9 protein-coding genes and 1 pseudogene are annotated in these 15862 nt (G+C 70.3%); 7 read left to right on the forward strand and 3 right to left on the reverse strand.

The features are described 5' to 3' along the window. Positions 1-85: 85 nt before the first annotated feature. Positions 86-1099: a hydroxyacid dehydrogenase gene (locus ACIRA5_RS49425; protein WP_403704023.1), complete on the reverse strand. Its 1014-nt coding sequence runs from the start codon at positions 1097-1099 to the stop codon at positions 86-88. Between the two features lie 1147 nt (positions 1100-2246). Here ACIRA5_RS49425 and ACIRA5_RS49430 point away from each other — a divergent pair. From ACIRA5_RS49430 to ACIRA5_RS49460, 7 genes and pseudogenes are all read left to right on the forward strand, one after another. Continuing rightward, a complete protein-coding gene (locus tag ACIRA5_RS49430) occupies positions 2247-3596 on the forward strand; it encodes an extracellular solute-binding protein (RefSeq protein WP_403704027.1) in 1350 nt (449 codons plus the stop codon). Further along, positions 3593-4591 carry a carbohydrate ABC transporter permease gene (locus ACIRA5_RS49435; protein ID WP_403704030.1) on the forward strand — a complete coding sequence of 333 codons (999 nt, stop codon included), beginning with the start codon at positions 3593-3595 and terminating at the stop codon, positions 4589-4591. Before ACIRA5_RS49430 ends, ACIRA5_RS49435 begins: the two co-directional genes overlap by 4 nt. Beyond that, the gene (locus ACIRA5_RS49440; protein WP_403704033.1) at positions 4588-5451 is read left to right on the forward strand and encodes a carbohydrate ABC transporter permease; all 864 of its coding nucleotides are present in this window, start codon (positions 4588-4590) and stop codon (positions 5449-5451) included. Before ACIRA5_RS49435 ends, ACIRA5_RS49440 begins: the two co-directional genes overlap by 4 nt. 40 nt (positions 5452-5491) lie before the next feature. Further along, positions 5492-7021 (forward strand): glycosyl hydrolase family 28 protein, encoded by a 1530-nt coding sequence (locus ACIRA5_RS49445; protein WP_403704036.1) that lies wholly within the window; start codon positions 5492-5494, stop codon positions 7019-7021. Next, positions 7018-10356 (forward strand): alginate lyase family protein, encoded by a 3339-nt coding sequence (locus tag ACIRA5_RS49450; RefSeq protein ID WP_403704039.1) that lies wholly within the window; start codon positions 7018-7020, stop codon positions 10354-10356. Before ACIRA5_RS49445 ends, ACIRA5_RS49450 begins: the two co-directional genes overlap by 4 nt. Positions 10357-10377: 21 nt before the next feature. Further along, a complete protein-coding gene (locus ACIRA5_RS49455) occupies positions 10378-11631 on the forward strand; it encodes an alginate lyase family protein (RefSeq protein ID WP_403704042.1) in 1254 nt (417 codons plus the stop codon). Positions 11632-11743: 112 nt separating this feature from the next. Further along, positions 11744-13339: pseudogene (locus tag ACIRA5_RS49460) on the forward strand (carboxylesterase/lipase family protein). A gap of 42 nt (positions 13340-13381) precedes the next feature. Here the strand turns inward: ACIRA5_RS49460 and ACIRA5_RS49465 are convergent. Together ACIRA5_RS49465 and mmuM are read right to left on the reverse strand one after the other, a co-directional pair. Next, positions 13382-14494, reverse strand: a complete 1113-nt coding sequence (locus ACIRA5_RS49465; RefSeq protein WP_403704044.1) for a LacI family DNA-binding transcriptional regulator — start codon at positions 14492-14494, stop codon at positions 13382-13384. Positions 14495-14752: 258 nt separating this feature from the next. Then, on the reverse strand, positions 14753-15697 hold the full coding sequence (gene mmuM, locus ACIRA5_RS49470; protein WP_403704047.1) for a homocysteine S-methyltransferase: 945 nt from the start codon (positions 15695-15697) through the stop codon (positions 14753-14755). Positions 15698-15862: the final 165 nt, after the last annotated feature.

The following is a 15862-nucleotide window of genomic DNA, read 5'->3' on the forward strand; positions in this document are numbered from 1 at the left end:
ACCGGACGTGCCGGGGATGCCCCTCGCCGGTGCCGAAACCGTATCCCATCGTTACTTCGAGGCAGGGCGGTCGTCGGTGCGGGGCTCAGGCGACATGTGCCAGATCCGCACGACGCACCTCATGGGCCGGCGGCAGGCCCGCGACCAGGCGTTCCAACTCCTCGACGACGATGCCGCCGAGGCGTGCCAGCTCGTTGCCGAGCGAGCCGGCGATGTGCGGGGTGAGGAAGACGTTGGGCAGGCCGTACAACGGGGATCCGGCGGGCAGCGGCTCCGGTTCGGTCACGTCCAGCACCGCGCTCAGCCGACCGGAGAGCAGCTCGTCGGTGAGCGCGGCGGGGTCGACCAGGGCGCCGCGGGAGGTGTTGATCAGTACGCCGCCGTCCCTGACGAGGGCGAGCCGGTCGCGATCGAGCATGCGGTGGGTCTCGGGGATGTCGGGGGCGTGCAGGCTGACGATGTCGCTGGTGCGCAACAGATCCTCCAGCGACAGCGGTTCGGCCCCCAGCGCGACCGCTTCGGTGGCGCTCACATAGGGGTCGTACAGCGACACGGCGAGGTCGAACGGCCGCAGTAGTGCCAGCAGTCGGCGACCTACGCGGGAGGCGCCGATGATCCCCACCCGGCGGCCGAGATTGCCCGTGTCCGCGGTCTCGGCAGGGGAGGGGTGGGTGTGGGTGCTCCGGAAGCGCTCGCGGAGCGCGAAGGCGTTCTTGCCGCAGAGCAGGATCATGGCGAGCGTGTACTCCGCGACCGGCAGCGCGTTGCCGGTCACCGCGCTGGCGACGGTGACCCTGCTCCGCCACAGGGCCTCGCCGACCAGGGAGCGGACGGAGCCCGCGGCGTGCAGGACGGCGCGCAGCCGGGGCGCCGCCGCCAGGGCCTCCCCGTCGAGTCGGGGGCAGCCCCATCCGGTGATCAGTACCTCGGCCCGGGACAACGCGTCCGCCGCCGCGGGATCGGCGAAGTCCTGGACGACGAGGGCGGGGTCGAGGTCGGCCGTCCGCTGAAGCCGTGCCAGGAGGGGCGGAGGGAAGAGCAGAGGCAGGTGCACCGGATCCATGGCGAACACGACCCTCGGCGGCTGGGCGCTTGGCATGACTCTCCTGAAGTGCGCTGGGAAACAGTTTCAGAAAGCGCCTTCTACCGTAGATCCGCCGGGAAGGGTGGGTCAATCGTGCGGGAGGGGGAGCTGCGTGCGGACGCCGGTGGGAGCTGTCCCGCTGTATGTGCCCATGTCGCGGCGGGGGCGAGGTGCGCGATCGGGGATCGCGGGGAATTGGGGCGGTCCGTGTTCGTGCCGCTGGTGGGCTCCTGAAGTGGCATCGTTTCGAAAACGGTTACTCGTCGTTCCTGATCGTCAGCGGCTCTGTGGCTCTGCGGTTCGGTTGCGCGAAGGTCGCGGCGCCGGCCGTGTTCTCCGGATGCGCGCGGGTGTCCACGGGGCTGCGATGCAGGGTGCGGTGCGATGAACGTCAGGGTGCGCGCAGGCGGTCCTGTCCTTCCCGGCCATGCGGCTGAGGGTGGCGGCCGGGTCGGAGGTCTTGCTGAGGACGAGCGAGGCGCCGCCCGGCGCCGCGATGCGTGCACATGCGACCAGGGTCGGCCCGGCAGGGGCACCCCGACGGCTCCGGTCTCACGGTGGATGGGGCCCGGGATGCCCACATCGACGCAGATGGCCTGCTGTCTGTCCCACCTGGCGGCTTCCGAAGCCGGTGCGGGATCGACCTGCCGGTTTCGACGCGCCCGGCCGCTCCGGTACGGGGACCGGAGCCCTGCCGGAGCCGGTGATCCTTCTCGTGGCCGGGTTGCTGAGATGCGCCCAGACGCTTTTGAGCGAGCAACCGGTTTCCGGCGTGGTCGACGAGGGAGCCGTCAGGCTCCTCGTCGATCGTGGTGATCAGGCCGGGATCCGCCGGCTCGTCGACGATCGTCGTAACCGTGGTCCGGGACACCCGGCCTGACGTGCCGACTCGGCTGGGCTCATGGGCCCTTGGGTGAGGAGCAGGGCGATGATCTGCTCCTCGTTCGCCGCCGCAGGCGGCGCGAACCCTCCGGCGGCCGGCTCGTGTCTCTGGGTTTACTCATTGTTTTCGAAAGTGCGCCAAGGCCCTTGACGCGGTTTCCGGACAGGAAGAAGCTCTGCCCCATTGCTCAGCAACCGGTTGCCGAGCCAATCGGCCGCCGATCGATAGGCCGATTCGTGGTCGATATCTCGAACCGATGGAGCAGGAGGTGATGCGTTCATGCGCCCACACGCTGGTGCCCCGCTGAGCCGCCGCCGATTTCTCGCACGCTCGGCGGCCGGCGCCGCTACCGGTGCGGCAGCGTTGAGCGGCTGTGCGCTCCAGGTGTCCACCGGGGTCGGCGGTTCGGGTGAGACCGTCACGCTGATGGTCAAGCCCGACGACATCTCCCCGGAACTGGTCAAGCAGGCCCGGAAGGACATCGGTGTCAAGATCGTCACGGTGCGGTACGACCTCACCAAGCTGATCGGGATGATGACCAACGGCAACCCGCCCGACCTGGTGCGCGGTCTCGGCGCTGTGGACGCGCCGTACTTTGCGGCGCGGGACGTCATGGAGGAGCTGGACCCGTATTTCGCCCGCAGCAGCGTTCTCAGGCTCGACGACCTGGACCCGGTCAACGACCTGTGGCGGTACGACGGTCGGACCCAGGGTCAGGGCCCGCGCTACGGCATGGCGAAGGACTTCTCCCAGGACTCCATGTACTGGTACAACACCGCGCTCTTCGACAAGGCGGGCCTCGGCTACCCGCCGGAGACCGAGCCGGTCACGTACGACGAGTGGTTGGACTGCGCCAAGCGGCTCACTCGCCGCAAGGACGGCCAGACGACCGTCTTCGGCGGCAGCTACAACGGCGTACTCACCCCCAATCTCCTGGCGAGCCTGACGGTGTCCGCCGGAGGAAGTCTCTTCACCGACGACTTCTCCCGGGTCGACTTCACCACACCGGAGGCCCGCAAGGCACTGGGCTGGTACATCGACTACTGCCGGGCCAAGGTGGGGCCGAGTCTCGTCCAGCCGGACCCCAACGCCTGGGACGGGCCCACCTACCAGGCGAACCGGATGGCCATGTCGAACTCGGGCTACTGGCTCGGCGGCCTGATCAACGCCGACAAGAAGCTGGCGCCGGTGTCCCGCCTCGCCCCCGCCCCCGTCTTCGAGGGCGGCCGGCGGATCAGCCCTTGCCAGGCCGGCACCGGCCTCTGGATGCCGAGAAGGGCACGGAACAAGGACGCCGCCTGGCGGGTCTTCGAGTGGTTCTTCGGCGAGGCGCCCGCCAAGGCGCGCGCCTCCAGCGGCTGGGGAATTCCCACCCTGAAGTCCCTGCGGTCGTTGATGCCGGCTCAGGAGGAGTACCAGAAGCGGGTGCTGAAGGCGCAGAACGCCGAGCTGAGGCACTTCTCGGTGATCGCCTTCACGCCCTACGCCACAGCGGATTCGCTCTACGCCCTCTTCAACCAGATCGCCCCGGCCGCGATGCAGGGCCAGATGTCCGTCGACACCTTGGCGGGCCGTCTGGACTCGGTCATGAACGAGCAGCTGAAGCGCGGTAAGGAGCAGGTGGGATGACGGTCGACCAGATCTCCTCCGTCGCGGACCGGCCCGGTCCGGCGGCGAACGCGGACCCCGCGCGGGCCGAGGAGCGGCCGCGGACATCCATGACCACGCGCAGGCACCGGGCGTTCTACCGGTTCACCGCGCCCTGGATCATCGGGTTTCTGCTGCTGACCGTCCTCCCCATGGCGTACGCACTGTGGCTGAGCTTCACCACGTTCGACGGCATCTCGCCCAACTGGCGCTACGTCGGCCTCGGCAACTACCGCGAGCTGTTCTCCGACAGGCAGACCTGGGACGCCCTGGGCCGCACGGGCCTGTTCGCGGTGACCTCAGTGCCGCTGTCGATCATCGCCGGGCTCGGGCTCGCCGTCCTGGTCAACCGGCCGATCAAGGCACGGGGACTGTTCCGCACGCTGCTCTATCTGCCGGCCGTGGTGCCCCCGGTGGGCGTGGGCCTCGCCTTCAAGGCGCTCTTCGACCAGAACTCCGGTGCCGTCAACGGTGCCCTGACCCTCTTCGGCATCGACGCCCTCGGCTGGCTCGCCGACCCCTACGCACGGTACGTGCTCCTGATGAGCGTGTTGTGGGGCGCCGGAAATATCATGATCATCTCACTGGCCGGTCTCCAGGACGTGCCCCGCGAACTCCACGAGGCGGCCCGCATCGACGGGGCGAGCGCCTGGCGGACCTTCCGCAGCATCACCGTGCCGCTGCTCTCCCCGGTGCTGCTCTTCCAGACGGTGACCGGCGTGATCGCCTCGGTGCAGACCATCATGCCGCTGCTGCTGTCGCCGGACGGCACCACGGCGGGCGTCACGGCACTGCCGCAGTCCAACTACCTGTACATGATGCACGTGTTCAGCCAGTACTTCGCGCTCGGCCGCTACGGCTACGCCTCCGCACTCCTATGGGTGCTCTTCGTCCTGATCCTCATCGTGACCGGACTCATCTTCAAGTTCACGTCCGGCGTGGTGTTCTACAACGTCGACCCGGAGGCGAAGAAGTGACCGCGACCAGCCCTCCCCCCAACTCCGCTCCCCCGGTGCGGGTACGCGTCAACCGCCTCGTCCTCTACACCGTTCTCGTCGCCATCATCGGGCTGTTCCTCGGCCCCTTCGGCTGGCTGATCCTCACCGGACTGAAGACCCCGGCCGAACTGGCCGCCTCACCCGTGCACTGGCTGCCCGACCACTTCCAGTGGCACAACTTCGCGGACGCCTTCCACCTGATCGACTTCCTGGGCTACGCCCGCAACTCGCTGATCATCGCCCTCGTCTACGCCACCCTGGTCACCCTGAGTTCGGCCTGGGTCGGCTTCGGATTCGCCCGCCTCGACGCGCCCGGCAAGAAGACGCTGTTCGGCATCCTGCTCGGCTCGATGATGTTGCCCCAGCTCATCACGCTCCTGCCGACCTACCTGATCTTCGCCAAGCTCGGCATGGTCGACACCTACTGGCCGTGGGTGCTGTGGGGCCTGTCCGCCGCGCCGTATCTCGTCTTCCTCTTCCGCCAGTTCTTCGCCGGTCTGCCCCGCGAACTGGAGGAGGCCGCGATCGTCGACGGCTGCGGCTACACGGCGATCTTCTGGCGGATCTTCCTGCCGCAGTCCTGGCCCGCACTGTCCGCGAGCTTCGTGATCGCCTTCACCTGGTCCTGGGGCGACTACATCGCCCCGCAGCTACTGCTGTCCACCGACCGCTCCACGCTCGCCGTCGCCGTCATGTCCACCTACGTCACGTCGGCCGGCACACCGGTCGCCAACCTCCAGGCCGCGGCCTCCGTGATGTACGTCGTCCCCATCCTGCTGGTCTTCCTCGTCGCCCAGCGCGGTTTCGTCGCCGGGATGTCGACCTCCGGCCTCAAGTGACCTTCCATTCCCCTTTGTTCACCATCGCGAGGAGTCATAGATGAACACGCCACTGTCCCGCCGTACCGCCCTCCAGGCCGTGGGTGCCACCGTGCTCGCCGCCGGTCTGACCGGCGGACCGACCGCCACGGTGGCCCACGCGGACGGCGACTCCGCGCCGAAGCTGGTCACCTACCCCCGCCCGTCCACCATGCCGACCAACACCAGCTTCAAGGTGCGGGTGCGCACCGCTCCCGACGGCGAGTGGCAGACCCTGGACATCTACCGGCCGCGGCTGGAGGAGATCAACCCCACCACCGGCTCCGGCAAGGTCTGGGACACCTCGATGGCGTACTTCGACTTCCAGGGCTCGGTCGAGGTCGAGGTCACCTACCTCAAGGGCGGCACCACCAAGGCTCGCGTGAGACCGGACGCACTCGGCATCACGTTCGAACTCCTCGGCGACACCCTGCGGTTCATCCTCGACGAGCCGCGTGACGTCGTCGTCCAGATCAACGACGGGGTCTTCGACTGTCTGCAGCTGTTCAGCAACCACATCGACCCCAACCCGCCCTCGGCCGACGACCCGGACGTCATCTACTTCGGCCCCGGCGTGCACACCGTCCCTGGCGGCACGCTCACCGTCCCCAGCGGCAAGACCGTCCACCTGGCGGGCGGTGCCGTCCTGACCGGCCTGGTCTACTTCAAGGACGTGGAGAAGGCCTCCCTCACCGGCCACGGCATGGTCTACGGGGGTACGGCGAACGGTGTCCTCTGCGAGGGCAGCAAGAACATCCGGATCGAGGACGTCATCGTCATGAACCCGGGGGGCGGCTACATCGCGACCCTCGGCGAGAGCGAGAACGTCCACATCAAGCACCTGCGCGGGTTCAGCTCCCGGGGCAACGGCGACGGCATCGACATCTTCTCCAGCAGCAGCGTCGTGCTCGACGGCTGCTTCCTGCGCAACTCCGACGACTGCATCGCCATCTACGCCCACCGCTGGGACTACTACGGCGACACCCGCGACATCACCGTCCAGAACTGCACCCTGTGGGCCGACGTCGCCCACCCGATCAACGTCGGCACCCACGGCAACACCGACGCCCCCGAGGTGCTGGAGAACCTGGTCTTCAAGAACCTCGACATCCTCGACCACCGCGAGCCCCAGATGGGCTACCAGGGCTGCATCGCCCTCAATCCCGGCGACTCCAACCTCATCAGGAACGTGCTCATCGAGGACGTGCGGATCGAGGACTTCCGCTGGGGCCAGGTGATCCACATGCGGGTCATGTACAACACGAAATACAACACCTCGGTCGGCCGCGGCATCGAGGACGTCTACGTCAAGAATCTCACCTACACGGGCACGCACGCCAACCCGTCACTCTTCCTCGGCTACGACGCCGACCACGCCATCAAGAACGTCACCTTCGAGAACCTGGTGATCAATGGCACGGTCATCGCCGACTCGATGAAGAAGCCCAAGTGGTACGCGACCACCGACGCGATGCAGTGGTACTCCAACGAGCACGTCCTGAACCTCACGTTCCTCACCACCGCCGAGGCCGAGGCGGCCGCCGCGTCATGACGACCCACGCACCGAGCCGCCGGGTCTTCCTCGGCGGCGCCGCGGCCCTGCTGCTGACCTCGGGCGCGAGCGGACTGCTCGTGCCCGGCACGGCACGGGCAGAGGACGACGACACCTCTGCCGGCCTCAGAGCCTTCACCCACCCCGGTCTGCTGCACACCGCAGACGACCTCGCCCGTATGAAGGGCGCGCTCGCCGCGAAGGAATCGCCCATCTATGAGGGCTACTTGGCGTTCGCTGCCCACCCGCGTTCCTCGTCGTCGTACCCTGTGCAGAACACGGGCCAGATCACCTCGTGGGGCCGCGGCCCCTCCAACTACCAGAACCAGGCGGTGGCCGACTCGGCCGCCGCCTACCAGAACGCCCTTGCCTGGGCCGTGACCGGCGACCGCGCGCACGCCGACAAGGCCCGCGACATCCTCAACGCATGGTCGGCGTCCCTGACGGCGGTCACGGGGGCCGACGGACCGCTCGGCGTGGGCCTTCAGGCCTTCAAGTTCGTCAACGCGGCCGAGCTGCTGCGCCACGGCGACTACGACGGATGGGTCAAGGAGGACATCGCCCGCTGCGAGGAGTCCTTCCTGCGCGTGTGGTATCCGGCAATGTCCGGCTACATGCTCTACGCCAACGGCAACTGGGATCTGACGTCCATTCAGTCCATCCTGGCCATCGGCGTGTTCTGCGAGGAGCGCACCGTCGTCGAGGACGCCCTGCGATTCGCCGCCGTCGGCGCGGGCAACGGCAGCGTCCTGCACCGCATCGTGACCGACGCGGGCCAGGGCCAGGAGAGCGGCCGCGACCAGGGCCACGAACAGCTCGCGGTCGGCCTGATGGGAGACATCGCGCAGGTCGCCTGGAACCAGGGCGTCGACCTGTGGGCCTTCGACGACGACCGGATCCTCGCGAACGCCGAGTACGCTGCCCGTTACAACCTCGGCGGCGAGGTCCCCTTCACCCCCGACCTCGACCGCACCGGCAAGTACATCAAGACGGCCGTCTCGGCCGTCTCGCGCGGCACCCTGCCGCCGATCTACGAGATGTACTACGCCCACTACGCCGGCGTCCGCGGCCTCGACACCCCGTACACCAAGGCCGCCGTCTTCCGCGGCACCGGCGGCGCCCGCGTCGTCGAGGGCAGCAACGACGACCTGCCCAGCTGGGGCACCTTCGCCTACGCCGGTGCCAAGGCGCCCGCGCCGACCGAGCCCACCCCTCCGTCCGGTGTCACGGCGGTCGGCGACGACAAGGACGTCACCGTGACCTGGCTGCCCTCGGCGTGGGCCGCCACCTACACGGTCCTGCGGGCCGACACCGCCGAGGGCCCCTACGAGGAGATCGCGACCGGCGTCGACAAGCCGACGTACAGCGACCGCACCGCCCACACGGGCCGCACCTACTACTACACCCTCACCGCCACCAACTCGGTGGGCACGAGCGGAACTTCGGCGTGGGCGGCGGCCACCGCCGGACTCCCCGCCCCTTGGGCGACCCGCGACATCGGGGACGTCAGGATCCCCGGCTCCGCCGCCTTCGACGGCGAGCGGTTCGTGCTGGAGGCCTCCGGCACCGCCGACACCCACCGCCTGGCGTATCTGCCGCTGCACGGCGACGGCTCGATCACCGCGCGGATCGTGTGGCCGCTCAGCTCCCAGTACGCCAAGATCGGCGTCAGTGTCCGCGACTCCCTCGACGCGGACGCTGCCCACGCCGCGATGCTGATCCAGGGGCTGCCGCTGCACACCTGGAGCGGCGTGTGGACCGTGCGCCCGAAGGCCGGGGCCGCCATCTCCGCGACCGGCAGCACACCCGTGCCGCCGTCCCAGCAGCAGGCCATCACCTCGGCGGCCGCCTTCCCGATCTCGAACCTCGGCGCGCTGCCCGAGTCGGCGACCCCGCTGGAGGCCCCGTACGTCGAGGGTGCGGGCGACGGCTACCGGCTGAGGGCACCGTACTGGGTGCGAGTGACCCGCAAGGGCCGCCGCTGCACCGGCGCGATCTCTCCGGACGGCATCCGCTGGACCGAAGTCGGCTCCACCGAGGTCGAGTTGGGCAATACCGCCTGCGCGGGTCTCGCCCTAACCTCCTGCCTCGGCATGGACGAGGCCTACGCCGAGACCGGCACCGGCGCCTTCGACGACGTCAGCGTGGACTCCGCGTCCGGCGAGGTCTGGTCCGTGCCGCGCCCGGCCCGCACCGCCACCGGCCTGCGGGCCGCCGCGGGAGCGGACGCCGTCGAACTGGCCTGGACCGACCCGGACCTCTCGGCCCGGTACAAGGTGCTGCGGTCCGCCGAGGACCATGGCCCGTACGTGACCGTCGCCAGCGGCGTCGGACCCGTCGGGTTCGGCACCCGCATCCGGTACACGGACGCGACCGGCGCGCCCGGCACGACGTACCACTACGTCGTCGCGAAGACCAACAGCTCCGGACGCGGCCCGCTGTCCGAATCCGCCGCCGCTGTGATGCCGACCCCGTCCGCGCCGGAACTCACTTCCGCCACCGCCGCGTTCGCGAACAAGGGAGCCGCCTTCCGATATCTGCTCCGCGCCTCGCACGAGCCCATCCGGTTCGCCGCCGAGGGCCTGCCCGACGGTCTGGGCGTCGACAAGCGCACCGGCCTGATCTCCGGAACACCCACTGAGACCGGCGAGCTCACCGTCACCACCGCCGCGGGCAACGCGGCCGGTGACACGACCGGCACCCTCACCCTCACGGTCGGCACCCCGCCGCCCGCGCCCTGGACGTACGGCGACCTCGGCGACGCCGTCCTCGACGACCGCGCCTTTGGGACGTTCGGCGTGGTCGCGACCCAGACCCCCGGCAGCACCGCCCACGAAGACGGGACCTTTGTGGTGCGGGGAGCCGGGACCGACCTCACCGTCAACAACCAGGGCATGACCGGGCAGTTCGTACGGCAGCCGGTGACCGGTGACTGCCAGGTCACCGCCCGGCTCGTCTCTCGCACGGGCGCGAGCGCCGACCGGGTGGGCCTGCTCATGGCCAAGTCCCTGTCGCCGTTCGACCAGGCGGCCGGGACGATCGTCACCGGCGGCACCACCGCGCAACTCATGCTGCGCACGACGGTGGCCGGAAAGTCCACCTTCACGGGCAACGGGACGGTCACCGCCCCCTGCCTGCTGCGGCTGAAGCGCACCGGGACAGCCTTCGCCGCGGCCGTCTCCACCGATGACGGCGTCACCTGGACCCCCCTCGCCGCGGGAGACATCCCCGGCTTCGGTGACGCCCCCTACTACGTGGGCCTCGTGGTCTGCTCCCGCAGCCCCCTGGTCCGCAGCACCACCCAGTTCGACGAGGTGAGCATCATCACCCTGTAGTCCACGATGGGAGATGCACCAATGAGCCGCACTTCCCCCCACACGCACCTCCACGACAGCGGGTTGAGCCGCCGCAGTCTGCTGAGGACCGTCGGCGGTGTCACCGCCGCCGTTGCCCTCGGCGCCACGGCCACCGCCACCACGGCCGCCGCCGCACCGGCGACCTTCACCCACCCCGGCATGCTGCACAACGCCGGCGACGTCAACCGAGCCAAGGTCAGGGTCGCGGCGGGAACCGACCCCTGGCTGTCCGGCTGGAACAAGCTGACCGCCAACTCCCACTCCGCGTCCACCTGGACGCCCAACCCGCAGGCCACGGTCTACCGAGGATCGGGCTACCCCGAGAACTACGGCATCCTGTACAACGACATCGCCGCCGCCTACCAGAACGCCCTGCGCTGGCAGGTCGCCGGCACCGCCGCGAACGGCGACTGCGCCGTCCGCATCCTCAACGCCTGGGCGAACAAGCTCACGTCCATCCAGGGCAACGCCGACCGGTTCCTCGCCGCCGGGATCTACGGCTGGGAGTTCGCCAACGCCGCCGAACTCATGCGCGGCTACGCGGGGTTCGACCTCAGCAAGTTCCAGCAGATGATGCTGAACGTCTTCTACCCGCTCAACAACCAGTTCCTCACCGGCCACAACGACGCTTGCGTCACCAACTACTGGGCGAACTGGGACCTGTGCAACATGGCCTCGATCATGGCCATCGGGATCCTGTGCGACGACGGCGCCAAGTACGACCAGGCCGTCAACTACTTCAAGACCGGCGCGGGCAACGGCTCCATCCAGCACGCGGTGCCGTTCCTGTACAGCAACGTCGACGGCTACGACCTCGGCCAGTGGCAGGAGTCCGGCCGTGACCAGGGCCACACCGTCATGGGCATGGGCCAGATGGGTGCGATCTGCGAGATGGCCTGGAACCAGGGCGACGACCTGTACTCGTACGACGGCAGGCGGTTCATGAAGGCCGCCCAGTACGTCGCCAAGTACAACCTGGGGAATGACGTGCCCTACAGCACCTATACGTGGGGCACCGGGCAGAGCTGCGCCCAGCAGTCCCAGACGGTGATCGCCTCCGGGTCCCGCGGTCAGATACGCCCGGTGTGGGCGATGCTCCACTTCCACTACAACCGGCGCGTGTACCTCGACGACAAGTACATCTCGCAGATGTACTACAACCTCGTCGCCCCCGAGGGCGGAGGAGGTGACTACGGCTCCACCAGCGGCGGATACGACCAGCTCGGCTTCGGCACGCTGATGTACGCCAAGTAGCGCTATCTCGCCCGATCAGCCCCCCAGCCGCCTCGTGCGCCGGAATACCGGGCCGTGATGTGGTGCTCTGTTGTTCACGGTGCGCGAGGGCGGTGAGGAAGCTGGTGGGCGGATGACGGCAGACCAGGCAGGCCCCGTGGTGAGGACGCCGCACGGGGTCGTACGAGGCAGATACGAGCACGGCATCGCGGTGTTCCGGGGCATCCCCTACGCGGCCCCGCCGTTCGGCGCCCGGCGCTTTCGGCCACCCGTTCCTCCGGAGCCCTGGGACGGTGTGCGCGACGCGGGGGGCTTTGGACCGACGCCGCCCAAGCCGCCGTACTCCGAGGCGTTCGCGCGGCTTCTCGCCGACCCCGCGGTGCCCGGCGACGACTGCCTCAACCTGAACGTGTGGACACCCGAGCCCGGTTCCGCTGCCCGGCTCCCCGTCATGGTGTGAATCCACGGCGGCGCCCTGACCCGCGGCTCGTCGGCCGTACCCGTCTACGACGGTCGCGCTTTCGCACGGGACGGGATCGTCCTCGTCTCGATCAACTACCGGCTGGGGGTGGAGGGTTACGGCCTCTTCCCGGACGCGCCGCCCAACGCGGGGCTGCGCGATCAACTCGCCGCGCTGGAGTGGGTGCGGGAGTCGATCGCGCGGTTCGGCGGCGACCCGGACAGGGTGACCGTGTTCGGCGAGTCGGCCGGGGCCATCAGCGTCGGGGCGCTGCTGGCCAGTCCGCGCGCCCAGGGGCTGTTCCGGCGGGCCGTCCTGCAGAGCGGACCGCCGGAGGCGAGCGAGCGCGACAAGGTACGGCGGATGGTGCGCAGAATGGCCACCCGGCTGAAGGTCCCGGCGACGGCGCGGGCATTCGCCGCCGTCGACCGCGCTCTGCTGCTGCGCACCCAGGCCGACGTGGCCAGGCTCAGCAGCCCCCTCCTCGGCGGGCCCGCCTTCGGGATCGTCGTCGACGGCGACCTCGTCCCGCGCGACCCGATGGAGGCACTCGTCGAGGGCGGCGCGCCCGGCGTCGAACTGCTGCTGGGCTGGACCAGCGAGGAGTACCGGCTGTGGCTGGCCCCGGGAGGACTGCTGGAGCGTGTCGACCGGCTCGGTCCCGTCGCCCTGGCCGGTGCCATGGCCCGCTGCCGCTGCGGCCACGAGGTGCCCCGCGGCTATCGCGCGATCCATCCGGGTGCGGGCACCGCGGACCTCGTCGGGCAGATGGTCACCGACCACCTCCTGCGGGTGCCACTGCACCGGCTGGCCGATTCCCGCCCGCCGCGAACCCCCGCGTACGTCTACGAGTTCGCGTGGCCCTCGAACGTACCGGACCTCGGCGCCTGTCATGCTCTGGAGCTCGGCTTCGTCTTCGACACCGCCGACGTGCCGGAGTCGGCGATGCTCGCGGGTGCGGGCGCCCCGCAGGAGCTCGCCGACGCGATGCACACCGCCTGGGTGCGGTTCGCTGCCGAGGGCGACCCGGGCTGGGGGGCCTGGGATACCACGCATCCGGTCCGTGTCTTCGGCACCGGCGAACCGCACACCGTCCACGGGCCGCGCGACCGTGAACTCGCCCTGTGGGACGCGGAGTCGGCCGGGCCACTCAGCTCTCCGAAATCCACCCCCGCGGCGCGCCTTCCCGTCGGTCCGCCCACGCGCGGTACGCCACCACTGTCAGCCGTACGACGCTTCCGTCGCTCCGGGGGAGCCCCTCGGCCGTGACGGCGGCGGCCCCGCCGAACGGGTCCGGCTCGCGGATGACCGTCAGGCCGGAACCGTGGGGCAGGGTGCGACAACCGGTTGCTCTGCGCAGATCTCGTCCCCCGGCCCCGCCACGGAGTCGCGCACCACCACGTGCGTCCCCAGGAGAAGGTGCTCGTTCGGGGCGTCCGGGGTGCGGCCGAGGACGGTGCGGACGGCCAGCCGGCCCAGTTCCTCGTAGGGGACGTGGACCGTCGTCAGCGGGGGATGGAGGTCGCGGGCGAAGGGGATGTCGTCGTAGCCGACGAGGGAGACGTCGGCCGGGACCCGCAGACCCGCCTCGTGCAGGGCCGTCAGGGCACCGGAGGCGACCATGTCGGTGGAGGCCATCACCGCCGTGAAGTCCAGGCCCTGTTCCAGCGCCCGGCGCACCAGGCGGTGGCCCGAGTCCCGGGTGAAGTCGCCGACCAGGCGCAGCGCCGGGTCGGGTTCGAGGCCGCGTGCCCGGTGGGCGGCGAGATAGCCGCGCTCGCGGCCCAGGGCCGTGGTGCTGTCCGGCTTCCCCCCGAGGAACAGGACCCGCCGGTGGCCCTGGGCGAGGACGTGTGCGCACAGGGCGTAGGCGCCGCCCTCGTTGTCGTACTCGATGACCGTCACCGGCGTCCCGGGGGCCAGTGGTGGCCGCCCGCACAGGACCAGCCGTGACCCGGCCGACGCCAGGGAGTCGGCGATGCGGGCCATCCGTGCGCGGTACTCCTCGGTGTCCGTGGCGCCGCCGACCAGGATCACCGCGGCGGCCCGCTGGGCACGCATCATGTCGATGAACTCCAGCTCGTGTTCGGCGTCGCCGTCCGTGCTGCACACCAGGCACAGATGGCCGAGCCGGGTCGCCTCGCGCTCCACGCCGTGCGCCATGTGCGCGAACGAGGGCCCGGTGATGTCGTCGAGGACAAAGGCGAGCGTCGGTGTGCCGGCCCCCGCGATCGCCTTCGCGCGGGCGTCGGCCACGTAGTCCAGCTCGCGCACCGCCCGCATCACCCGGGTACGCGTCGCTGCGCTCACCGGATACTCGCCGCCGAGCACCCGCGACACCGTCGACGCGGACACCCCCGCGCGTGCCGCCACGTCCCGGATCGTGCGCCGGCTCCCGGCGTCCGTGGTGCTCTTCCTCGTCATGCCGGCCCCTCTCCTCCGCCCCGGGCGGCGACTTCTCCGCCGCCGGGGCCTGCCCGCCCCTCGGGAAGTGCGGCAACACCGAAGGCAACCGGTTCCCGAGCCGGAGGCTAGCAGCGGGAGCGGAACGCGACGAGAGGCGGACTCGACCCCGCCGATGTCCTCGGTGCCTCTGCGGCCTCGAGGCGCGCGGCGACCGAGGCCGGGTCGGCGGGTCGAGGAGTGTGCCGAAGCCGCCATCCAGGAGTCACCACCCGAACGTCACCGCACCGGCGTCAGCGCCCGGGTGATCCCCGCGATCGCCGCCGGTCCCACCCGGCAGCACCCCCCGATCAGCCGTGCCCCGCCCTCTCGCCAGCCGGTCACCTGCTCGGCCGTGAAGGTCGAGAGCCCGTTCCAGGCCCGCGCCTCGGCGTCCCACACCTCCCCGCTGTTCGGGTACACCACCACCGGCTTCCCGGTCACCCGCGCCGCCGTCGCCACCGCGCCGGCCACGTCCTCGGGGGCGCAACAGTTCACGCCGACCGCGATGATCTCGTCCGCGTCGGCGGCCAGGGCGAAGGCTTCTTCCAGGGGCTGCCCGGCCCGCGTACGGTCCCCGGCGACGGTGTACGACAGCCACGCCGGTACGCCGAGACCGCGTACCGCCCGCAGCAGCGCCTCGGCCTCGTCGGCGTCCGGCACGGTCTCCAGGGCCAGTACGTCGGGCGCGGCGGCGGCCAGCACCTCCAGGCGGGGGCGGTGGAACCGCTCCAGCTCGGCGACGCTCAGCCCGTACCGCCCCCGGTACTCCGAACCGTCCGCGAGCATCGCCCCGTACGGGCCGACCGAAGCGGCCACCCACAGCGGTTGGGTCGCCCCCTTCGCGTGCGCGCGACGGGCCGCCTCCCGCGCCAGCTCCACGCTGAGGCCGAGGAGTTCGGCCGCCCGGCCTTGCGGGATGCCGCGCTTCGCGAAGCCTTCGAAGGTGGCCTGGTAGCTGGAGGTGATCGCCACGTCCGCGCCGGCCTCGAAGTACGCGAGGTGCGCCTCGGTGATCGCCTCGGGCCGCTCGGCGAGCAGCCGCGCCGACCACAGCTCGTCGCTCAGGTCGTGCCCGGCCGACCCCAGCTGGTTGGACATGCCGCCGTCCAGGACGACCGTTCCGGAGGCGAGGGCGTCGGCGAGGGAGGGGGAGGAAGCGCTGCGGGGGGTGTCGCTGGTCATGTGACGACGCTAGTCGATGGGGACGGCCGCGACCGGTCATGTCCATCTGGTGAGTGGAACAGCCCTGGCCTGGGGGCATGCGTGAAGTCGATCAACTCGACGCCGAAGGGGGTGAGATCCTCCGCGCCGAAGTGCGGGAGATCCTCGGGGCCCCGGCGGACCGGG

The organism is Streptomyces sp. NPDC096311 (genome assembly GCF_044763085.1).
In the GTDB taxonomy this organism is placed as follows: domain Bacteria; phylum Actinomycetota; class Actinomycetes; order Streptomycetales; family Streptomycetaceae; genus Streptomyces.